General features: G+C 64.0%; 18 protein-coding genes. 4 read left to right on the top strand and 14 right to left on the bottom strand.

Annotated elements, in window-relative coordinates:
* Nucleotides 1-5 precede the first annotated feature (5 nt).
* The 11 genes from NKI16_RS24660 to NKI16_RS24610 all read right to left on the bottom strand — a co-directional run bounded on the left by NKI16_RS24660 (nucleotide 6) and on the right by NKI16_RS24610 (nucleotide 10,696).
* On the bottom strand, nucleotides 6-1,055 hold the full coding sequence (locus NKI16_RS24660) for a PhoH family protein (protein WP_023676891.1): 1,050 nt from the start codon (nucleotides 1,053-1,055) through the stop codon (nucleotides 6-8).
* A gap of 26 nt (nucleotides 1,056-1,081) precedes the next feature.
* The gene (gene miaB, locus NKI16_RS24655; RefSeq protein WP_023676890.1) at nucleotides 1,082-2,491 is read right to left on the bottom strand and encodes a tRNA (N6-isopentenyl adenosine(37)-C2)-methylthiotransferase MiaB; all 1,410 of its coding nucleotides are present in this window, start codon (nucleotides 2,489-2,491) and stop codon (nucleotides 1,082-1,084) included.
* Nucleotides 2,492-2,554: 63 nt separating this feature from the next.
* Entirely contained in the window at nucleotides 2,555-3,355 is an 801-nt protein-coding gene (gene olsA / locus NKI16_RS24650; protein WP_023676889.1) for a lyso-ornithine lipid O-acyltransferase, read from the bottom strand.
* Between the two features lie 21 nt (nucleotides 3,356-3,376).
* Nucleotides 3,377-3,871 carry a ribosomal protein S18-alanine N-acetyltransferase gene (gene rimI, locus NKI16_RS24645; RefSeq protein WP_023676888.1) on the bottom strand — a complete coding sequence of 165 codons (495 nt, stop codon included), beginning with the start codon at nucleotides 3,869-3,871 and terminating at the stop codon, nucleotides 3,377-3,379.
* A complete protein-coding gene (gene tsaB, locus NKI16_RS24640; protein ID WP_352923770.1) occupies nucleotides 3,871-4,623 on the bottom strand; it encodes a tRNA (adenosine(37)-N6)-threonylcarbamoyltransferase complex dimerization subunit type 1 TsaB in 753 nt (250 codons plus the stop codon). The genes rimI and tsaB overlap by 1 nt, the downstream gene beginning before the upstream one ends.
* 159 nt (nucleotides 4,624-4,782) lie before the next feature.
* The gene (locus NKI16_RS24635) at nucleotides 4,783-5,889 is read right to left on the bottom strand and encodes a DUF1513 domain-containing protein (protein WP_023676886.1); all 1,107 of its coding nucleotides are present in this window, start codon (nucleotides 5,887-5,889) and stop codon (nucleotides 4,783-4,785) included.
* Nucleotides 5,890-5,891: 2 nt separating this feature from the next.
* Nucleotides 5,892-6,965: an imelysin family protein gene (locus tag NKI16_RS24630; RefSeq protein WP_023676885.1), complete on the bottom strand. Its 1,074-nt coding sequence runs from the start codon at nucleotides 6,963-6,965 to the stop codon at nucleotides 5,892-5,894.
* Nucleotides 6,965-8,572, bottom strand: coding sequence for a di-heme oxidoreductase family protein (locus NKI16_RS24625; protein ID WP_352646426.1), 1,608 nt, complete (start codon nucleotides 8,570-8,572; stop codon nucleotides 6,965-6,967). The genes NKI16_RS24630 and NKI16_RS24625 overlap by 1 nt, the downstream gene beginning before the upstream one ends.
* A gap of 12 nt (nucleotides 8,573-8,584) precedes the next feature.
* Complete coding sequence (gene bfr, locus NKI16_RS24620; RefSeq protein WP_023676883.1) at nucleotides 8,585-9,070, bottom strand: bacterioferritin; 486 nt, start codon at nucleotides 9,068-9,070, stop codon at nucleotides 8,585-8,587.
* Nucleotides 9,036-9,347 carry a (2Fe-2S)-binding protein gene (locus NKI16_RS24615; protein WP_023676882.1) on the bottom strand — a complete coding sequence of 104 codons (312 nt, stop codon included), beginning with the start codon at nucleotides 9,345-9,347 and terminating at the stop codon, nucleotides 9,036-9,038. The genes bfr and NKI16_RS24615 overlap by 35 nt, the downstream gene beginning before the upstream one ends.
* 56 nt (nucleotides 9,348-9,403) lie before the next feature.
* Nucleotides 9,404-10,696 (bottom strand): imelysin family protein, encoded by a 1,293-nt coding sequence (locus NKI16_RS24610; protein ID WP_031211806.1) that lies wholly within the window; start codon nucleotides 10,694-10,696, stop codon nucleotides 9,404-9,406.
* A 423-nt stretch (nucleotides 10,697-11,119) separates the two neighbouring features.
* Here NKI16_RS24610 and NKI16_RS24605 point away from each other — a divergent pair, with 423 nt between their 5' ends.
* Nucleotides 11,120-12,373, top strand: a complete 1,254-nt coding sequence (locus NKI16_RS24605; protein ID WP_352698164.1) for an NAD(P)/FAD-dependent oxidoreductase — start codon at nucleotides 11,120-11,122, stop codon at nucleotides 12,371-12,373.
* 9 nt (nucleotides 12,374-12,382) lie between these two features.
* Here NKI16_RS24605 and NKI16_RS24600 read toward each other — a convergent pair whose 3' ends face one another.
* Together NKI16_RS24600 and NKI16_RS24595 are read right to left on the bottom strand one after the other, a co-directional pair.
* A complete protein-coding gene (locus NKI16_RS24600; protein WP_023676879.1) occupies nucleotides 12,383-13,660 on the bottom strand; it encodes a 4-aminobutyrate--2-oxoglutarate transaminase in 1,278 nt (425 codons plus the stop codon).
* Nucleotides 13,661-13,720: 60 nt separating this feature from the next.
* Complete coding sequence (locus NKI16_RS24595; RefSeq protein WP_352756024.1) at nucleotides 13,721-14,068, bottom strand: hypothetical protein; 348 nt, start codon at nucleotides 14,066-14,068, stop codon at nucleotides 13,721-13,723.
* On the opposite strand from NKI16_RS24595, the gene NKI16_RS24590 reads away from it, so the two are divergent.
* Genes NKI16_RS24590 through NKI16_RS24580 form a run of 3 tightly spaced genes read left to right on the top strand, consistent with a single transcriptional unit; the run spans nucleotide 14,067 to nucleotide 19,230 of the window.
* The gene (locus NKI16_RS24590; RefSeq protein ID WP_352756022.1) at nucleotides 14,067-15,050 is read left to right on the top strand and encodes an efflux RND transporter periplasmic adaptor subunit; all 984 of its coding nucleotides are present in this window, start codon (nucleotides 14,067-14,069) and stop codon (nucleotides 15,048-15,050) included. The two genes, NKI16_RS24595 and NKI16_RS24590, sit on opposite strands and share 2 nt — an antisense overlap.
* Nucleotides 15,047-16,135: an efflux RND transporter periplasmic adaptor subunit gene (locus tag NKI16_RS24585; protein WP_352923769.1), complete on the top strand. Its 1,089-nt coding sequence runs from the start codon at nucleotides 15,047-15,049 to the stop codon at nucleotides 16,133-16,135. Before NKI16_RS24590 ends, NKI16_RS24585 begins: the two co-directional genes overlap by 4 nt.
* Nucleotides 16,132-19,230, top strand: coding sequence for an efflux RND transporter permease subunit (locus NKI16_RS24580; RefSeq protein ID WP_352756020.1), 3,099 nt, complete (start codon nucleotides 16,132-16,134; stop codon nucleotides 19,228-19,230). Before NKI16_RS24585 ends, NKI16_RS24580 begins: the two co-directional genes overlap by 4 nt.
* 126 nt (nucleotides 19,231-19,356) lie before the next feature.
* Here NKI16_RS24580 and NKI16_RS24575 read toward each other — a convergent pair.
* Nucleotides 19,357-19,670: transposase (locus tag NKI16_RS24575; RefSeq protein ID WP_352923768.1), on the bottom strand; the 314-nt coding region annotated here is incomplete at its 5' end.

The raw sequence follows: 19,670 nt of genomic DNA, 5'->3' as shown, positions 1-19,670 counted from the left end.
TCATATCAGCTTTCGACACCCAGGCCCCTGGCCAGCTTGCCGTCGCGGTCATAGGCCTTGACGATCTCGGCGACCAGCGGATGCCTGACGACGTCGCCTTCGTTGAAGCGGACCGTCACCATGCCGGTGACGCCGTCGAGGATTCTCAGCGCCTCGACCAGGCCGGACTTGGTGTTTGGCGGCAGATCGATCTGGGTCGGATCACCGGTGACGATCATGCGCGAGTTCTCGCCGAGGCGGGTCAGGAACATCTTCATCTGCATCGGCGTAGTGTTCTGCGCCTCGTCGAGTATGACGGCAGCGTGCGCCAGCGTACGGCCGCGCATGAACGCCAGCGGCGCGATCTCGATGACCTCGGCGGCAATCGCCCGCTCGACCTTGTCGGCCGGCATCATGTCGTAGAGCGCGTCATAGAGCGGCCGCAGATAGGGATCGACCTTCTCCTTCATGTCACCCGGCAGAAAGCCAAGCCGTTCGCCCGCCTCGACCGCGGGGCGCGACAGCACGATGCGTTCGACCATGCCGCGTTCGAGCAGCATTGCCGCATGCGCCACCGCCAGATAGGTCTTTCCGGTGCCGGCCGGGCCGATGCCGAAGACGAGTTCCGACCGCTCCAGCGCGCGCATGTAGGCGTCCTGGTTGAGCGAGCGGGCATAGATGGTCTTCTTGCGCGTCGATATCTGGGCGGCGGACACCTTGCCCTTGCGCTCCAGCGTCGGCAGCGTCAGCTGGTCGTCGCTGGCGATCGCCATGCGCACGGCGCCGTCGACATCGGACTGGCCGATGTCGGTGCCTTTCTGCAGAATGCCGTAAAGATTGTCCAAGGCGCGGCGTGCCTGCTCGGCGGCCGAGGAAGAGCCCTTGATGGTCAATTGATTGCCGCGCGAGCGGATATCGACGCCGAGCTTCTGCTCGAGTCGGGCCAGATTCTCGTCGAACTGGCCGTAAAGGGCGCTGGCAAGCTTGTTGTTGTCGAAAGTCAGTACGATGTGCGCGATATCCGAGGCCCCCGAGGGTAGGTTCTGGGGCAGGTTCTTCACTTCAGCAGCGCTCAACCGTCTCTCCTCATCTGCCGAGACCTTCAGGCCAATTCGGCGAACAGGCTGTTGTAGCCCGTCTTCGTGATTCGTACCTGGATAATGTCACCGATTTCGCCGGCCTTTTCATCAACAATAACCGGCTGCAGCCAGGGCGAGCGGCCAACCTTCTGGCCGGCCTGGCGGCCCGGCTTTTCGATCAGCGTGTCGATGGTCCTGCCGACCAGGCTGGTGCCGAAATCCTGCTGCTGTTTCAGCAGCAGCGCCTGCAGCCGCTGCAGGCGCTCGTCCTTGACGGCCTCCGGCACGTGATCGCTCATCTCGGCGCCCGGCGTGCCGGGGCGCGGCGAATATTTGAACGAAAAGGCCGAGGCATAGTTGACGTCTTCGACCAACTGCATGGTCGCCTCGAAATCCGCTTCCGTCTCACCGGGAAAGCCGACAATAAAATCGCCGGACAGTGCGATGTCGTTCCGTGCGGCACGGATGCGGTCGATCAACGTCAGATAGTCCTTGGCCATATGCCTGCGGTTCATCGCCTTGAGTATGCGGTCGGAGCCGGACTGCACCGGTAAATGTAGATAGGGCATCAGCGTCGGCAAATCACGATGGGCGGCGATCAATTCATCCTCCATGTCGCGCGGATGACTGGTCGTGTAGCGCAGCCGCGCCAGGCCTGGAATCTCGGCCAGCCTGAACAGCAGTCGGCCAAGGCCCCATTCCCCGCCGTTTTCGCCTCTTCCATGCCAGGCATTGACGTTCTGGCCGAGCAGCGTCAGCTCGCGCACGCCGGCATCCGCCAGGCGCTCGGCCTCGGCGACGATCTGTGCCACCGGCCGCGAGACTTCCGAGCCGCGCGTATAGGGCACGACACAGAAGGTGCAGAACTTGTCGCAGCCTTCCTGAACGGTCAAGAACGCCGTCACGCCGCGCCTGATCAGTTCGGCGCGCTTCGGCTGCGGCAGATACTCGAACTTGTCCTCGACGGCATAGTCGGTCTCGACGATCTTTTCGCCGCCACGCGCCCTCGCCAGCACACCGGGCAGCCGGTGGTAGGTCTGCGGGCCGATGACCAGGTCGACGGCCGGCGAGCGGCGGATGATCTCGGCACCCTCGGCCTGCGCCACGCAGCCGGCGACGCCGACCAGCATTTCGCGCCCGGCCTTTGCACGCTCGGCCTTCAACTCACGGATGCGCCCAAGTTCGGAATAGACCTTTTCCGCCGCTTTCTCGCGGATGTGGCAGGTGTTGAGCAGCACCAGATCGGCCTCGCCGATAGCGTCTGTCGCGGCATAGCCGTCGGCCGCCAGCGCATCGGTCATGCGCTGCGAATCGTAAACATTCATCTGGCAGCCATAGGTCTTGACGAAGACCTTTCTGGTCGCGGCAGGCGGAACGACCAGGTCTTCGGCGGCAGCGCCGATGTCGTCGCGTTCTATCGTGTTCAATTCCATTTCGCGGCTTCTAGCGCCTTTCCCCGACAAAAAACAGACGAATCTGGCCGGAACCTGCGCAGCCTACCGGCTCGGACGCGGTTCGGCGAGCGCCGCTTGTACCATCTCGCGTACCTGGCGTTCCATCTGCTTTGCTGTCTCCTTGCGGCTGGAGCCCTTGGAGAAAGCAATCGCCTCGCCAAAATGCACCTCGACGTCGAGGGCGCCCTCGGCCATCAGCACCTTGAGGTGCGGCATCAGCTCCTCGTCGCCGATCCAGGCGGCAACCGGCCGATGCCGGCGGCCGAGCGGCACGCCATGCAGGCGCGTATAGACGATCGCCACCGGCTGGATGAAGACCTGTTCGGCCGCCCCTTCCGCAATCGCCATTGTAGCGGCGCCGAACAGCGTGCTCTTGAACGGCAGGATCATGTTGCCGTCGCCGGTCGAGCCTTCGGCAAACAGCACCATGGCGTCGCCCTTGGCCATGCGGCCGGCGATCTCGCTCGCCTGGTCGCCCGACGAACGCTTACGCTCACGTTCGATGAAGACCGTGCGTTGCAGCTTCGACAGCATGCCGATCAACGGCCAGCCGGCCATGTCGGCCCTGGCGATGAACGTCACGTCGACCATCGACCCCAGCACCATGATGTCGGTCCAGGAGATGTGGTTGGACGCAACCAGCAATGGGCGTTGTTCGGACAGAGTCCCCTTGACATGGATGCGCAGCCCCAGCGTCCTGACGATCATCCTGTGCCAGATTTTCAGGATGAAGGTCTCGCGCCAGAGCCCGGTCCGCATCGACAATATCTGCAGCGGCACAAGCACCAGCGAGCCGACGACAACCAGCCCCAGGGCCAGGAAAATCCTGATTTTTCCGATCATCCGCACCACCCCGGCGTTTGGCTAGCGAAGATCGCGGCGCATGACAAGCGCGCCGGTCGGGCCGTGCTCCGGCGACTTGTAATAGTTGGCGCGCTTGCCGACCTCGCGGAAGCCGAACCGCCGGTAGAGCGCGATCGCGGCGACATTGGTCTCGTCGACCTCGAGGAAAAGCGCCTCGGCGCGCTGTGCGTGCAGTTCGCGCAGCACCGCATCCATCAATTGCCAGCCGAGCCCCCGGCGCCGATGCGAGCGTGCCACCGCGACCGTCAGGATCTCGCCCTCGCCGGCCGCGAGCCGCGCCAGCACGAAGCCGACCGGCGGCTTGGCACCCTGTCCGGTCTCGCGCGCGGCATAGCCGAACACCGTGTCCTGCTCGAGCAGCGCGGCGAATTCGTCGTCGGTCCACGGCCGCGCGAAATCCTCGCGATGCAGCACCGACATGGCCGCGCTATCGGCAACCGTCAACGGCTCGAGCGCATAGTCCCTGCGGCGCGACTGGAGGAAAGGAATGCGCATCAGGACTTGTTTCCGTTTGGACCATGATCTTTTCCCAAAACCGGTTTCCACTTTTTGGGATCATGGTCTTGCCTCGATAGAATAAAGCCTGCCTGAGACTTTGCGTCGGCGCCGCGCAGATAGAGTGGTTTCGGCTTTTCGCCCTCGCCCTTTTTACCGGCACGTTGGGCGGCGGCCAGCCGGGCATAGACGGCGATGTCGGCGGTGGCCGCTGTCGCGCCGACGTCGAAGGCGCGCCCGGCCGAGGCGGCAATTTGCGTTGCCGCCGTACCGGCCAGAACCGCGGAGCTGTCAACCGCCTTGGCGGCGGCTTGCGAGAGCGTGGTCACCGAGGGACCGTAAATCAAAACGGATGCTTCATCGTAAAGTGCCGCATGGATCTCCTCGCGACCTGCATCGAGCGCGGCGAGCACGGCGCGACCGGGAAATGCCGCTCTCGCTTGCGCCGCCAGGGCCTCCAGAGTCGTCACGCCGATCGCCGGGATTTTCAGCGCCAGCGCAAGGCCGCGCGCCGCCGAGACGCCGACGCGCAGACCGGTGAAGGAGCCCGGACCCGTCGAAACGGCAATGGCGCCGAGGCCGGAATAGTCGGTTCTGCTGGTCCCCAACGCCTTTTCGATGACACCCATCAGATGCTCGGCATGACCCTTACCGAGATCGAGCACCGAACGGCCGAGTTCTTTCCCGGCCGCCGCGTCGTAGACGCAGGCGGCGCAGAGATTGGCGGCACAGTCGATGGCAAGCAATTTCATGAAGCGGCCGGTTGAGACAGTTTCGAAAACAACTTCCCTCTGCCCGCCAGGGCTGATCCCCGCAAGGGAATAATGGATAAATCGTCAGGCGACTTGGCTTCGGCGCGGGTCCAAGAATGTAAGTTCCAACGCACGCAATCGCCACAATAGGTATCGGGACTAGCCGACCTGCTCGATACGCAGCACGTGATTGTCCCAGACATAGTCCGGCTCGGAACGTATCGAGCCACCGGACTCGACGATATCGCCGGCGCCGGTCGTCGCCATGAAGCTTTCCCCATCGGCTGCAACGCCGCAAACCTCGACCAGCGCCTTGGTGGCGACGATGCGGCCGCTGGCCGCGTCGATCACGGCAAGCGAATTGCCCTCAGGCGAAGACACGGCGATGGTGCCGGCGGCAGGGTTGGCGGCGACCGAGCCGATATAATTCCTGAAGCCGGAGAGCACATCCTGCGACATATCGAGCAATTGCAAGTCCTTGCCGCGCGGCGCGCGGCCAACCAGCGGGGGACGATCGGTACCCGGCCCCCTGTACTGGCAGCCGAACCAGACGGTGCCGGACCGGTCGGCATCCATATGGCGGATCGACAATTGGTGCAGCGCCGGCGGCAATTCGTGCTTTTCGGTGAGATCTCCGGTAAGGCGGTCGACCAGAACGTAGGAAGGCTTCATCGTTGCGATGTTGAGCTCGGCGCGGCCATAATCCGGATGCGTCTCGATGCCGCCATTGGCCACAGCAATCGTCCTGCCGTCGGAAAGCAGCAACAGCTCGTGCGGGCCTGTGCCGTAGGTCGGGAACTCGCCGATGCGCTTGAATTTCGCATGCGCGTCATAGACGCCGACGACGCCGGCGGCATTGTCGAAATCGTTCTCGGTTGCGTAGAGCAGCGTGCCATCGGCCGAGAACACGCCATGGCCGAAGAAATGCCGGCCGGCAACGCTGGCAATGGTGCGCGGTTCACCGCGGCCGGTATGGTCGAAGACGACAGCAAAGGTGCCCGGCTGCCTGGCAAACACCACCGAACGCTTGGACACCGGGTCGAAGGTAACGTCGTGACCCCGATCGGGCAGATCGATCGTGTGCAACAACTTGCCGGCCTCGGACAGGACGGCCGCGCCATAGCTGCCGTCGCGCTTGACGAAAGCGGTGGCGAAGACCGCGTCGGCGTCGAGTGTCTTTGCCCAGGCCGACGGCGCCATCGCCGCTACGAAACCAGCGCCGGCGGCCCTCAGGAAATCGCGCCGATCGATCAGCGGCGTCCTCATGATCAGTCGCCATCCAATGACGAGAACCCGGCGGTCAGGCCGAATTCGGCGGTCAGCCTGGTGCCGATCAGGGTCGTCAGGCTGGATGTCACCAGCGAGAAATAGTCGAGCTTCTGGCGCAGCGCCGGATCGGCAAGTGCCTTGTCGATCGGTCCCCTGATCGCCTTGGCCGCCTCGATCCCGTTGGTGAGCTGGATGTGGACCGATTCTGCCATCCAGCGCGCATCGGGCGGCAGCGCGTCGCCAAGCTGCGAGGCCTGGAACAGCGTGTCCATGCCGGCCAGATTCCCGGTCAGCGAGCGGGCGGTGTTTTGCGAGCGCCAATAGATCGCCTGTTTCGGTTTGTCGGCCTCCGGCTTGGCGCCCAGGAAGCCTTTCAGGCGTACGTCGCGGACCATTTCCAGCTCGTTGATGAAGACGCCGACCAGTTCGGTCACCGCTTCAGTTCCGTGGTGGTAGAGCGCGTTCTGCGGACCCGGATTGGCCCAGAGCGCGGCAAAGCCGTTGGGCTCGTTCCAGTCATCGCCAACCTCGCCGGCAATCGTCTCGACATTGCCGGCAATGGCCGCACCGTAGGCGCAGCGATAGGCGTCGTCCCTGCCGACCAATTGACCGGCTCCGTCGCCGTAGAGGACGAATTCCAGTGCGCCGAGCCCTTGCATGGCGACGCTCTTTGTAGCCAGCTGGGCCGGATCGGCGGCTGTCGGATCCTTGCCGGCAAGTGCCGCCTGCACCTGCTTCAGGCCGATGCTCTTGCGGTCCGGCCAAAACAGCATGCGCTCAAGCCGGTTGTTTTCCGCGATCGGCCCGAAACGGATGATTTCCACCACCGACCAGGCATCCACGACACCCGAGAATTCGGCGCGTGCCGCATCGAGATTGTCTCGCGAGGGCGCTTGGCAAAGCGCGTGCATGGTCTTGGCCAAGCTGTCCGCATGGTCATGCAGTCTGGCATAGGCCGGGCGGACGAAGCCGTCGATCGCCCGCTGGATCACATCCGAAGCCTTCACCGCCGCGGATGCCGGCAGCGCACCGGCGAGGACCAGCATCAGAGCGAATGCAAGACGCTTCCGCATCAGAGCGACTCCAGAAACTTGATCAGCGCGGCGCGGTCGGCCGCATCGGCAGCGGCAAAGCGGTCACGCGCCTTCTGGCCCTCGCCGCCATGCCACAGAATCGCCTCGGCCAGGCTTCGTGCGCGCCCGTCATGCAGGAAGAAGGTGTTGCCGCTGACGGTCTGGGTGAGCCCGATGCCCCACAGTGGCGGCGTGCGCCATTCGCTTCCCGTGGCCTCGCCCACCGCCTGTCCGTCGGCAAGGCCGGGTCCCATGTCATGCAGCAGGAAATCGGAATAAGGCCAGATCAGCTGGAAGGCCTGCGCCTTGTTCGGGGTGCCGCGACGGGTGACGAATTTCGGCGTATGGCAAGAGATGCAGCCCATATCGTAGAACAGTTTTTTGCCGGCGAGCACGTCCGGTCTGTCGAGATCGCGCCGGGCCGGCACGGCAAGGTTTTGCGAATAGAAGGTCACGAGGTCCATGACCGGCGGCGGCGCTTCGACCGGACCGAGGCGCTCCTGTACACCGTTAGGTTGGGCAAGGCAGGTCTTTTCCGCGGCGCTGCAATCGCCCCAGTGCTTCGGCACCTCAGGCGTCGAAATGCCGATATCGCCGGCAAAAGCGTCGGCCGATTGCTGGCGGATCGATGCCGCCTGCGCCTTCCAGCCGAAACGGCCGAGCGTCAGTTCACCGCTGCTGGCGTCGCGTATTATGTTTGGCCTGCCGGAAATCCCGTCACCATCGCGGTCGGCCGCATCGGCACGCGTAAGGATGTCGGCAGGAGCGATCTGCTCGACCAGGCCAAGGCCGATCATCGGCGGCGTCATGCGCGGCGACAGCGTGGTGTGTGGATCGAGCGCCCCGTAGGCGAGACCGTCGACCGAATAGCTCGGCTTGCGCAGCGACACGACGCTGCCGTCCGCCAGTTTTACTTTTTGCTCCTGATAATCGACATGCATCCTGCCTTCGCCCTGCAGGCCGGGAACGGCTAGCTCCTGAAGTTGTGTGCCATAGACCGGGTCGGGAAAGTTGAGCACCTTGTGATCGGCGAGCGCGGCTTTCTCCTCCTCGGTACTGGCTTCCCTTGCCAGGCGCAGGAACATCGAGGTGGTGCCGCTGTCGCCTTGGGGCGGATGGCCGCGGCCGTCCTTCAGATGACAGTTCTGGCAGGCGCGCTCGTTGAACAACGGGCCGAGCCCATCCGAGGCTTGTGTCGAGGATGGCGAGGACACCCAGTTCTTGCGGAAAATGGCGTTGCCGAGCTTGAAGGTACCCTCTTCCTCGAAGCTGATGTTGGCAGAGGATTGCGAGAAGGCGTCCTTGTTGACGTCCTTCTTCGAGGTGCCGGCGCCGCCCTGCATCAGCTCGAATTGCTCGGGCTTGGAGAAATCGCTGGTCGGCCTGGTGATGGCGATGACGCGCGCCAGATCCTTCGGCGTCAGATCCGTGCGGCTGGTGGCAAGCCCCGCCGGTTGCGGCGCCCCGGCCAGCGCCGAGGCTGTGAGCGTCGCCACCACGGCAAGAAAGGCGCCGCGAAGGATACCGTATCGCGGCTTCTTCTGAGGCGGCAGGCCACAATGCTCGGCCGGCCGCAAGCGGCGCATGAAATCTAGGGGGCGCCGCATTCCGGCATGTCCTTATTCCGCCTCGTCGGCCGACGCTGCGTTGAGTTGGCCGTACTTTTCTTCGCCGATCGAGGCGAGCAGGTCGAGTTGCGTCTCGAGGAAGTCGATGTGACCTTCCTCGTCAGCCAGCAATTCCTCGAACAGCTTCATCGTCACGTAGTCGCCTGCTTCGTTACAAACCTCGCGCGAACGCTTGTAGGCGGTGCGCGCGTCATATTCGCCGGCAAGATCGGATTCGAGCACTTCCTTGACATTCTGCCCGATGCGCAGCGGCGCCACGGACTGCAGGTTCGGATGGCCCTCGAGGAAGATGATGCGCGCCACGAGCCGGTCGGCATGGTGCATTTCCTCGATCGATTCAGCGCGTTCCTTCTTCGCTAGCTTGGCGTATCCCCAGTCTTCCAGCAGCCGGAAATGCACCCAGTATTGATTGACCGCCCCAAGTTCCAGAAACAGAGCCTCGTTAAGCCGCTCTATGATCTGCTGTTCGCCTTTCATGGGTTCTGCTCCCGTATTGGACGCGTAGGCCTCTGACGCGATCCAGGTGTGAAACGATGTCCACGCCACTCGCCGCCGAGCGGGCATGGTAATTTTCGGTGACCCGAATGATCGTTTCGACCACATTTGGGAAGCAGCCGCAACAGCGACCGCGCTTGTGCATGGCGTGATAGACCTTGGCCGGCACGATCAGCTGCCAGGGGTCCTCATCCAGCAGTCCGACGATCGTCTGCTCTATCTCCTTTTCGGTGATGATGTTGCAATGGCAGATCAGCATTTGTCGCTCTGGCTAACGGCGCTTCGTTGCGGCGTGTGGCTGGTGGTTTCGATAGTTTATTGGAACACCTTGTCCGGTGAATCGAGGCTGTCCGAACCCTCGAAGGCTATCGCATTGAGCTTCAGGGTGCCGACGGCGCGTTCGATCGACTTGGTCTGATCGACCAGCGCGTCGATCGCCGCCTGCACGGTGGCATTGCCTTCCGTGTTGCCTTCTCCGATCTGCTGGTCATAGGCCTCGCCGGCAAGCGCCCGCGCCTTGATGGCCTCCATCTTGGCGACGGTGACGTCCAGTTTGTCCGACAATTCCTTGTCAACCGCCGGGTCGGCCGCCTTGACCATGTCGGCCACCGACGGCCCCTCGACGACAGTGCCGTCGAGCCGCTTGTAGCTGCCGTGATAGGCGGCACGGATGCCGATCGCATCGTAAAGATGGGAGTTGTAGGTATTGTCGGAGAAGCAATCGTGCTCCTCTTCCGGGTCGTGCAACAAGAGGCCGAGCTTCATCCGCTCTCCGGCGAGCTCACCATAGGACAACGAGCCCATGCCGGTGAAGATGGTCGAAATGGCGGCGTTCAGCTCGCCATCGACAAGGTTCTTGCGGGCGGCGCCGCCTTCCTTCCAGTCGTCGACCATATCCTTTAGATCGGAAACCAGAAGGTCGCTCGCCGATTTCAGATACTGTCCGCGACGGTCGCAATTGCCGCCGGTGCAATTGGCGAGGTCGTAGTCGGTGTAGGGCCGTTCGCCGGCGCCCGGACCGGTGCCGTGCAGGTCCTGACCCCAAAGCAGGAATTCGATAGCGTGATAGCCGGTCGCCACATTGGCCTCGATACTGCCGGCCTCCTGCAGGGTGCCGGAGAGGAACTCCGGCGTCAGGTCGGTGGCGTCGACCTTCTTGCCGTTGATCTCGATCGACTTGTTGGCGATCACATTGGCGGTGTAGAGCACGTTGGCGTCCGACTCGGTGCCGTAGCTCTTGGCGACATAGTCGATCAAGCCTTCGTCGAGCGGCCAGGAGTTCACCTCGCCTTCCCAGTCGTCGACGATGGCATTACCGAAGCGATAGACCTCGGTCTGCTGATAGGGAACGCGCGATGCCTTCCAGGCCTCGCGGGCGGCGTTCAGCGTTTCGGCAGATGGCTTGGCGAGCAGCGCATCGACAGCCTTGTCGAGCGCCTCGGCCGTGATCAGCGAATCCTCGTATTTGGCGAGCGCAATGTCGGAATAGGTCTTGATGACCGCCTTGGCATCGGTTTGCGCCTTGGCCGGCAGCACGAACACGGCCGCCGTCAGCATCGCGGTGGCGCCGATCGCCGCAAGCCTGCCGCCATACCGCGCCGTGATCATCGTTCTCATGATTGTCTCTCCTCGGGAATCAATGAAATGCCGGCGCCGCGGCGGGCAGTTGCCAGCGGGCAAAGAAGGGTCGCGCCATCGCGCGGTTCGCGGAAGAAAGACACCGAAATGCCTCCAATCGAAAGGGTTCAAGGCCCAGACATCAAAGGGATGCGCTGACGCGCGAGCTTCCATAAAACGGCGAAGACGCCGGATGTCAACTGGTGGCATAGAAAAAATTCAATTGAAACAATAGTTTAGAATTATTCTAAACTAGAACTGTCAACTTTAACACCGACGTATGAGGAATGCCGGCGCATGACGCAGTTGACAGGCGGCCGTTCCGGGTGCGACCCGGATCGGCGCTCTTGCGGCGGCGCCGGACAATCGCCACCTGGCGAGACGTCCTAGATTTGGATGAGGAATCGGGCTGTTATGAAGAACGGGGTCGTCATTGTCGGTGCGGGTCATGCGGGCGTGCAAGCGGCCGCCAGCCTGCGCGAAGAAGGCTATGACGGCCCGGTGATCCTGGTCGGCGACGAAAACGAATTGCCCTACCACAAGCCGCCGCTGTCGAAGACCTTCATCAAGGATCAGCAAGCAAAGCCGCAGCCGTTGCGCGGCGAGGCTTTTTATACCGGCAGCGCCATCGACTTCCGGCCAGGCATCCGGGTCGAGCGGATCGACGTAGGCGGCCGCAGGCTGGAGATATCGGGCGGCGGCGTGCTGCCGTTCGGCCGGCTGATCCTCGCCACCGGCGCGCGGCCGCGCCTGCTGCCGCTGCCGGGTTCGGAGCTTTCTGGCGTTGTGTCGCTGCGCTCGCTCGGCGATGCCCGCCTGATCCGCGAATTGAGCGCGCAAAGCGAGGAGGTCGTCATCCTCGGCGGCGGCTTCATCGGCCTGGAGATTGCCGCGACGCTCACCGCGGCAGGCCGCAAGGTTACGGTGGTCGAGGCGGTCGACCGGCTGCTCGGCCGCGCCGTGGCACCGGTCATCGCCGGCCATGTGCGCCAGCGGCTGGAGGCCACCGGTGTGCGCATTCTTACCGGCACCACCATCGAACGGCTGGAGGGCGAGAACGGCCGTGTTTCGGCTGCAATCACCTCATCTGGCGAGAGATTGCCGGCGCAGGTGGTCGTCATCGGTATCGGCGTCGTGCCGAATGTCGAATTGGCCGAAGCCGCCGGCATTGCCATCGCCAACGGCATCCGCGTCGACCAGCAGATGCGCACGTCGGTGCCGGAAATCCTCGCCATCGGCGATGCCGCCTCCTACCGGCACTGGTTCACCGGCGGCGATGTGCGGCTGGAATCGGTACAGAACGCCACTGACCAGGCGCGGCTCGCCGCGCGCACCATCGTCGGCCACACCGACAATTACTCGGCGGTGCCGTGGTTCTGGTCCGATATCGGCGACATGAAGCTGCAGATGGTCGGCCTGATTTCGGGCGGCGACAGCCATGTCGTGCTGGGCGACGTGGCCGAGAACAAATTCTCGATCTACCACTATGCCGCAAGCCGGCTGCTCGGCATCGAATCGGTCAACCGGCCCGGCGACCACATGCTTGGCCGCAAGATGCTCGGCGCCGGCTTTTCGCCGTCGCCGCAGACTGTCGCGACCGGGCCCGACGGGCTGAAGGCCGCGCTCGCCGCCTTCCAGCAGGCAGAGCCGGCCCGCGCGGCAGGATAATCGTATCGCTCAGGCAGCGCGGGCCTCGCGGATCGAACTTTCCAGGATGTCGAGCGCCTCGTTCATGACTCCGTCCTGGATGGTGATCGGCGCGAGGAAGCGGATGACGTTGCCGTAGACGCCGCAGGTGAGCAGGATCAGGCCCTTGTCGAGCGCCTTCAGCCGGACCGCATTGGCGAGTTCCGGCGACGGCAGCCCCTTCGCCACATCGTTGAACTCGACCGCGTTCATGAAGCCGGGGCCTCTGATATCGACGATTTCCGGGGCTTCGTCGCGGATCGCTTGCAGGCGCTGCTTCAGACGGTTGCCCAGCGTGTTGGCCCGGTCGCAGAGCTTCTCCTCGTCGATGACGTCGAGCACGGCATGCGCCGCGGCGACGCCGATCGGGCTGCCGCCATAGGTGCCGCCGAGTCCGCCGGGGTTCGGCGAATCCATGACCTCGGCACGCCCGGTGACCGCCGCCAACGGGAAGCCGCCGGCCAGGCTCTTGGCCATGGTGGTGATGTCGGCCGCCACCTCGTGATGGTCCATGGCAAACATCTTGCCGGTGCGGGCAAAGCCGGTCTGCACCTCGTCGGCGATCAGCAGCATGCCGTGCTGATCGCAGATCTTGCGCAATGCGGTCATGAAATCGCGCGGCGCCTCGTAGAAGCCGCCCTCGCCCTGCACCGGCTCGACGATGATCGCGGCGACGCGGGCCGGATCGACATCGGCCTTGAACAGCCGGTCGAGCGCAGCCAGCGAATCGGCGACCGACACGCCGTGCAGCGCAACCGGGAACGGCGCATGGAAGACATCCGCCGGCATGGCGCCGAAGCCGACCTTGTAAGGCACGACCTTGCCGGTCAGCGCCATGCCCATGAAGGTGCGTCCGTGGAAGCCGCCGGAAAAAGCGATGACCGCCGGCCGGCCGGTGGCGTTGCGGGCGATCTTGATTGCATTCTCAACCGCCTCGGCGCCGGTGGTGACAAAAATCGTCTTTTTGTCGAACTTGCCGGGCAGCATGCCGTTCAGCCGTTCGGCCAGCCGGATATAGCTCTCGTAGGGCACGACCTGGTAGCAGGTATGGGTGAAGCGGTCGAGCTGCGCCTTGACCGCTTCGATCACCCTGGGGTGACGGTGGCCGGTGTTGACGACGGCGATGCCGGACGAGAAATCGATGTAGCGGCGGCCTTCCACATCCCAGATCTCCGAGTTTTCGGCGCGATCGGCATAGATCTGAGTGGTCATGCCGACGCCGCGCGAAATCGACTGGCTCTTGCGTTCGGAAATGGCTGAATTTGTCATCGTACCCCTCACCGGGCCGGCGCCCGCTCTCGTTTGATGGCTGTTGAGACTCTTCTGGGCTTATTTCAGGTTTTCCTCAAGTTGGCACTGGCGGCGGGCGATTGGGCCTGTCGCCGATGCGTTAACTGGCCAGCTTACCCAACCGCCTATACGCGTACGAGAAGAGGTTTCCTTTTTGCGGGGATCAATTATCCTCGCCATTGTCCGCGCCGTCTTGCTACAGGGGGCGGTCCGCGCGGTTGAGGGAGCTATGAGCAGGAACGCGACATCGTCCGTCTCGCCGCCGTCGGTCAAAACCCATTTGTCTTTTCCTGCCTCCACAATTCTAGCCTGCGCAATGGCAATGCTGCCTTTGCTTTTGGCCGGTTGCCAGAAGCAGGAGGCCGCCGCGAAGAAACTGCCTGTCATGGTCCTCACCGAGACCGTGGCGATCGCCAACTATGCGCCAAGGACTTCGCTCACCGGTGTGATCGCGGCGCGCACGCTAAACAATCTTTCGTTCCGGGTCGGCGGCCGCGTCGCCGAACGGCTTGTCGACGTCGGGCAGCATGTCGATCAAGGTACCGTGCTCGCCCGCATCGATCCGCAGGAACAGGAATTCGACTTGCGCTCGGCGCAGGCCGATCTCGACGCCGCGCAGGCGCAATTGACCCAGGCCGCCGCCGCCTTCGAACGGCAAAAGACACTGCTTGCCCAGGGCTACACCACGAGGCGCGACTATGATGCGGCCGAACAGGCGTCGAAGGTGGCGCGAGGCAGCGTCGATGCCGCTCAGAGCGCGCTCGCCAATGCTAAAGAGGACCTTTCCTTCACCGAACTCAAGGCGGGTGCGGCAGGCGTGATCACAGTGCGCCAGGTCGAAGCCGGGCAGGTGGTGCAGGCGGCGCAGACCGTCTTCACCCTTGCCGAGGACGGCGACCGCGATGCGGTCTTCAACGTAGAGGAAACGATGGTAGCAAGGACGCCGGCAGCACCCGCGGTGACAATCACGCTGTTGTCGGATCCGCAGATCAAGGCGATGGGCAAGGTGCGTGAAATCTCGCCGGCGGTCGATCCGGCTTCAGGCTCGATCCGGGTCAAGGTCGCCATTCCCGACACGCCCGCGGGCATGCCGCTCGGCGCGGCCGTCATCGGCTCGGTCAGCGCCCAGCCGTCGAAGGCCGTCATCGTGCCGTGGCAGGCATTGACCTCGAGCGCGGGCAAGCCGGCCGTCTGGGTCGTCGATCAAGCGACCAAGGCGGTGGCAGCGAGACAGGTGGAGGTGCTGGCCTTCGGATCCGGCTCGGTCATCATCGACAAGGGGCTCGAGGCAGGCCAAACGATCGTCACCGCCGGCGGCCAGTTGCTCAGCCCCGGCCAGACCGTCGAGATAGCGGCAGCGGAGCAATGAACCGGCTCCTGCGCAGCCCTGCCCCGCTTGTTCCTGCCCTGTTTGGGCTCGTGCTCGGCGCCTGCTCGCAATCGGAAGAGCAGCCGCCCGAGATCATCCGGCCTGTGCTGTCGGTGGTGGTCGAGCCCCGCACCGTAGAGACCTTCGGATTCGCCGGATCTGTCGAACCGCAGTTCAGCGCCGACCTTGCCTTCCGCCTGCTTGGCCGGGTCGTCGTCCGCGATGTCAAGGTCGGCGATATCGTCACCAGGGGCACGACGATCGCGGCGCTCGATCCGACGGCGCTGGAGCTTGCCGTGCAAGCGGCGAAGGCAGAACTCTCCAACGCGCAGGCGCAATTTGCCAGTGCCGCCGCCAGCGAGGAGCGCCAGCGCCAGTTGCTTGTCGCCGCTAACACCTCGCAGGCCGTCTTCGACGCCGCGCGGCAAGCCAGGCAGGCCGCCGCGGCCGGTGTCGAGCGGGCCAATGCGGCGCTGGCCAAATCGCAGGAACAGCTTGGCTATACCAGGTTGTTCTCGGACTTCGATGGCGTGGTCACTGCCGTCGGCGCCGAGGTCGGCCAGACGGTCTCGCCCGGCCAGACCGTCGTCACGGTGGCGCGCTCTGACCCGCGTGAAGCAGTCGTCGACATTCCCGACCAGTTGACCGGCGATCTCGCCTTCGGCACGCCCTTCCAGATCATCCTCCCATCGCTGCCGCCGAACCGCCGCTGCGCGAAGCTGCGCGAGCTCGCCCCGCCGGCCGACGGTTGGCCCCGCACGCCCCGCGTCCGGCTGACGCTCATCGATCCGCCGCCGGCATTCAGGCTTGGTTCGACGGTGACGGCGACCCGCATTGCCAAGATCACGCCGACGATCGAGTTGCCGCTGTCGGCGCTACTGGAGAAGAACGGCAGAGAAAAGGTCTGGATCGTCGACCAGCAGACGTCGAGCGTGAGTGCCCGCGACATCAAAATTGCCGCCAAGGGTGCCGCCACTTTCACCGTCGCCGAGGGCCTCAATGCAGGCATGCGCGTCGTCACCGCCGGCGTCCACAGCCTGACCGAGGGACAGAAGGTCAAGATCTCTGAGGGAGAGGTCATATGAAGGGCTTCAACCTCTCCGACTGGGCGCTGAGCCATCGCTCGTTGGTGTGGTATTTCATGCTGGTCTTCGTCGTGGCCGGCGTCTTTGCCTATCTCAATCTCGGCCGCGAGGAAGACCCCGCCTTCACCATCAAGACCATGGTCATCCAGGCCAACTGGCCGGGCGCATCGGTCAACGAGACGGTGCGGCAAGTGACCGATCGCATCGAGAAGAAGCTCGAAGAGCTCGACAGTCTCGACTATACCAAATCCGTCACCTCTGCCGGCAAGACCGTCATCTTCGTCAACCTGAAGCCGACGACCAAGGCGCGCGACGTCGTGCCGACCTGGCTGCAGGTGCGCAACATGGTCAACGACATCTGGGCGCAGTTTCCGCAAGGCGTGCAGGGACCATTCTTCAACGACCGCTTCGGCGACGTCTACGGCAACATCTATGCCTTCACCGCCGACGGGCTGACCCCGCGTCAGTTGCGCGACTATGTCGAGGATGTCAGGACAAAGATCCTGACCGTGCCGAACGCCGGCAAGGTCGATCTGGTCGGTGCCCAGGACGAAGCGATCTACCTCGAATTCTCGACCCGCCAGATCGCGGCACTAGGGCTCAACCAGCAAGCGATCGTGGCCAGCCTGCAGGCCCAGAACGCAATCACGCCTTCCGGCGTCATTCAGTCCGGGCCGGAGCGCATCAGCGTGCGCGTCGGCGGCCAGTTCACCTCGGAAGAGAGCCTTCGCGCCATCAATTTGCGCGTCAACGATCGCTTCTTCCGGCTGAGCGACGTGGCGACGATTTCGCGCGGCTATGTCGACCCGCCGACGGCCTTGTTCCGCTTCAACGGGCAGGACGCGATCGGCCTTGCCATCGGCATGAAGCCCAACGCCAATCTGCTGGAGTTCGGCGAGGCCCTGCACGAGGAGATGAACAAGGTGCTGGCCGACCTGCCGGTCGGCGTCGGCGTGCATCTGGTCGCCGACCAGCCTGTCATCGTCGAGGAGGCGGTTTCCGGTTTCACGCGCGCCCTGTTCGAGGCGGTCGCCATCGTGCTTGCCGTGTCCTTCATCAGCCTCGGCATGCGCGCCGGCTTCGTGGTGGCGCTGTCGATCCCGCTGGTGCTGGCCATCACCTTCACGGTCATGGCCTATCTCGGCATATCGCTGCAGCGCATTTCGCTCGGCGCGCTGATCATCTCGCTCGGCCTTCTGGTCGATGACGCCATGATCGCGGTGGAGATGATGGTGGCTCGGCTGGAGGTCGGTGACAATCTGCGCAAGGCGGCGACATATGTCTATACCTCGACCGCCTTTCCGATGCTGACCGGCACGCTGGTGACGGTCGCGGGCTTCATCCCGATCGGCCTCAACAACAGCGCCGCCGGCGAATACACTTTCACGCTGTTCGTCGTCATCGCCGTGTCGCTCCTGGTGTCATGGATCGTCGCGGTGCTGTTTGCGCCGCTGCTCGGCGTCACCATCCTGCCGGCGACGATGAAGCAGCACCATGAAAAGCCCGGCCGCTTCACCGCGCTGTTCCGGCGCGTCCTCGTCGGATCGGTGCGCCATCACTGGCTGACCATCATCGCCACGGTGCTGTTGTTCGCGGCGTCGCTCGGCGGCTTTGGCCTCGTCCAGCAGCAGTTCTTTCCACCATCCGACCGTCCCGAACTGATCGTCGACTGGAATCTGCCGCAGAACTCCTCAATTGCCGAGACCCGGGACCAGATGGAGCGGTTCGAACAGCGGGCGCTGGTCGGCAATCCCGATATCGACCACTTCAGCTCCTATATCGGCCAGGGCGCGGTTCGCTTCGTGCTGGCCTATGACGTGCAACCGGCCAATCCCTATTTCGGCCAGACCGTCATCGTCACCAAGAGCATCGAGGCGCGCAATCGGGTCAAGCCGGCGCTCGAAAAGCTGCTGCGCGACGAGTTCGTCGGCACCGACGCCTTCGTCAAGCCGCTCGAACTCGGGCCGCCGGTCGGGCGGCCGGTGCAATACCGCGTCGGCGGTCCTGACGTCCAGACGGTACGGACACTGGCGCAAGAATTCGCCGGCATCATTTCCGCCAATCCGCAGCTGGCCGCACCCACTTTCGACTGGAACGAGCCCGAGCGCGTGCTGAGGGTCGACGTGCTGCAGGACAAGGCACGGCAACTCGGCATAACTTCTTCGGACATCGCCAGCGCGCTGAACAGCACGGTCGGCGGCTCCACCATCACCCAGGTGCGAGACGCGACCTATCTGATCAATGTGGTGGCCCGTTCGCGCGAGGCCGAACGGGGTTCGATGGGCACACTGCAGAACATGCAATTGCCAACCGGAACCGGCGAGGCGATCCCGCTGGCCGCTGTGGCGAACTTCCGCTACGAGCTCGAACAGCCGACAGTGTGGCGCCGCGACCGCATCCCGACCATCACCGTGCGCGCCGGGCTGGTCGGCGACGTGCTGCCCGCCACCGTGGTCAACGAGTTGAAGCCGTCGGTCGACGCCTTCATCGCCAAATTGCCACCGGGCTATTCGATCGCCACCGCCGGCTCGGTCGAGGAAAGCGCCAACAGCCAGGGGCCGATAGCCGCAGTGGTGCCGCTGATGCTGTTCATCATGGCGACCATCCTGATGGTGCAGTTGCAGAGCTTCCAGCGCCTGTTCCTGGTCGTGGCGGTGGCGCCGCTCGGCCTGATCGGCGTGGTGGCCGCGCTGGTGCCGAGCGGGGCACCGCTCGGCTTCGTTGCCATCCTCGGCGTGCTGGCGCTGATCGGCATCCTGATCCGCAATTCTGTCATCCTGATCGTCCAGATCGAGGATCTTGTGAACGAGGGCAAGGACCGCTGGGCCGCCGTCATCGAGGCGACCGAGCATCGCATGCGGCCGATCGCGCTGACGGCGGCGGCCGCGAGCCTGGCGCTGATCCCGATCGCACGCGAAGTGTTCTGGGGGCCGATGGCCTATGCCATGATGGGCGGCATCATCGCCGGCACGGCGATCACACTGCTGTTCCTGCCAGCGCTCTATGTGACGTGGTTTCGGATCAAGGAGCCGAAGCAGCGGCAGGAGGGTGAGGCGGGAGATAGCAGTGCCATTGTCGAGGGTAGCGGGGCCTAAGGCGGAAGTTGAGTTCCTTCGAGTTGTGTGCGTCAAGTTCTGCAAAATGGCGTGGCATTGCGGTGACGTCGGCGTGTCCGCCGCGCAGCCCCCGTGTTTAGCGGAGCGGCGGACACATGACGGTGCTCAGGCGGCCAAGGCCCTCAGGCTCTCCTTCTTGTGCTCGCGCAGATGATCCATGTTGAGGTAGCGGGTCGCCTCGAGCCAGTTCTCGTGGATCTCCACCGCCAATGCCCGAACCAGCCGCAGACAGCTCCGCGGGTTGGGGAAGATGCGAACGACCAGGGTGCGCCGCTTGATCTCCTGGTTCAGCCGCTCCAGCATGTTCGTCGACTTCATGTGCTTGTGGTGAGCCAGCGGCAGCCGATAGAAGCTCAGCGTCTCCTCGATGTTATCTTCCACCCAGTTGACCAGCTTCGGGTATTTGGCCTGCCATTTGG

Source organism: Mesorhizobium sp. M0698, assembly GCF_040320455.1.
Classification (GTDB): domain Bacteria; phylum Pseudomonadota; class Alphaproteobacteria; order Rhizobiales; family Rhizobiaceae; genus Mesorhizobium.
Note: the sequence above shows the minus strand (reverse complement) of the source record. Positions and strands in the feature narration are given on the sequence as shown.

Coding starts and splice junctions, on each gene's coding strand:
- miaB (WP_023676890.1), bottom strand. CDS start 2,491: ATGGAATTGAACACGATAGAACGCGACGACATCGGCGCTGCCGCCGAA.
- olsA (WP_023676889.1), bottom strand. CDS start 3,355: ATGATCGGAAAAATCAGGATTTTCCTGGCCCTGGGGCTGGTTGTCGTC.
- rimI (WP_023676888.1), bottom strand. CDS start 3,871: ATGCGCATTCCTTTCCTCCAGTCGCGCCGCAGGGACTATGCGCTCGAG.
- tsaB (WP_352923770.1), bottom strand. CDS start 4,623: ATGAAATTGCTTGCCATCGACTGTGCCGCCAATCTCTGCGCCGCCTGC.
- NKI16_RS24635 (WP_023676886.1), bottom strand. CDS start 5,889: ATGAGGACGCCGCTGATCGATCGGCGCGATTTCCTGAGGGCCGCCGGC.
- NKI16_RS24630 (WP_023676885.1), bottom strand. CDS start 6,965: ATGCGGAAGCGTCTTGCATTCGCTCTGATGCTGGTCCTCGCCGGTGCG.
- NKI16_RS24625 (WP_352646426.1), bottom strand. CDS start 8,572: ATGCGGCGCCCCCTAGATTTCATGCGCCGCTTGCGGCCGGCCGAGCAT.
- bfr (WP_023676883.1), bottom strand. CDS start 9,070: ATGAAAGGCGAACAGCAGATCATAGAGCGGCTTAACGAGGCTCTGTTT.
- NKI16_RS24615 (WP_023676882.1), bottom strand. CDS start 9,347: ATGCTGATCTGCCATTGCAACATCATCACCGAAAAGGAGATAGAGCAG.
- NKI16_RS24610 (WP_031211806.1), bottom strand. CDS start 10,696: ATGATCACGGCGCGGTATGGCGGCAGGCTTGCGGCGATCGGCGCCACC.
- NKI16_RS24605 (WP_352698164.1), top strand. CDS start 11,120: ATGAAGAACGGGGTCGTCATTGTCGGTGCGGGTCATGCGGGCGTGCAA.
- NKI16_RS24600 (WP_023676879.1), bottom strand. CDS start 13,660: ATGACAAATTCAGCCATTTCCGAACGCAAGAGCCAGTCGATTTCGCGC.
- NKI16_RS24590 (WP_352756022.1), top strand. CDS start 14,067: ATGGTCCTCACCGAGACCGTGGCGATCGCCAACTATGCGCCAAGGACT.
- NKI16_RS24595 (WP_352756024.1), bottom strand. CDS start 14,068: ATGACAGGCAGTTTCTTCGCGGCGGCCTCCTGCTTCTGGCAACCGGCC.
- NKI16_RS24585 (WP_352923769.1), top strand. CDS start 15,047: ATGAACCGGCTCCTGCGCAGCCCTGCCCCGCTTGTTCCTGCCCTGTTT.
- NKI16_RS24580 (WP_352756020.1), top strand. CDS start 16,132: ATGAAGGGCTTCAACCTCTCCGACTGGGCGCTGAGCCATCGCTCGTTG.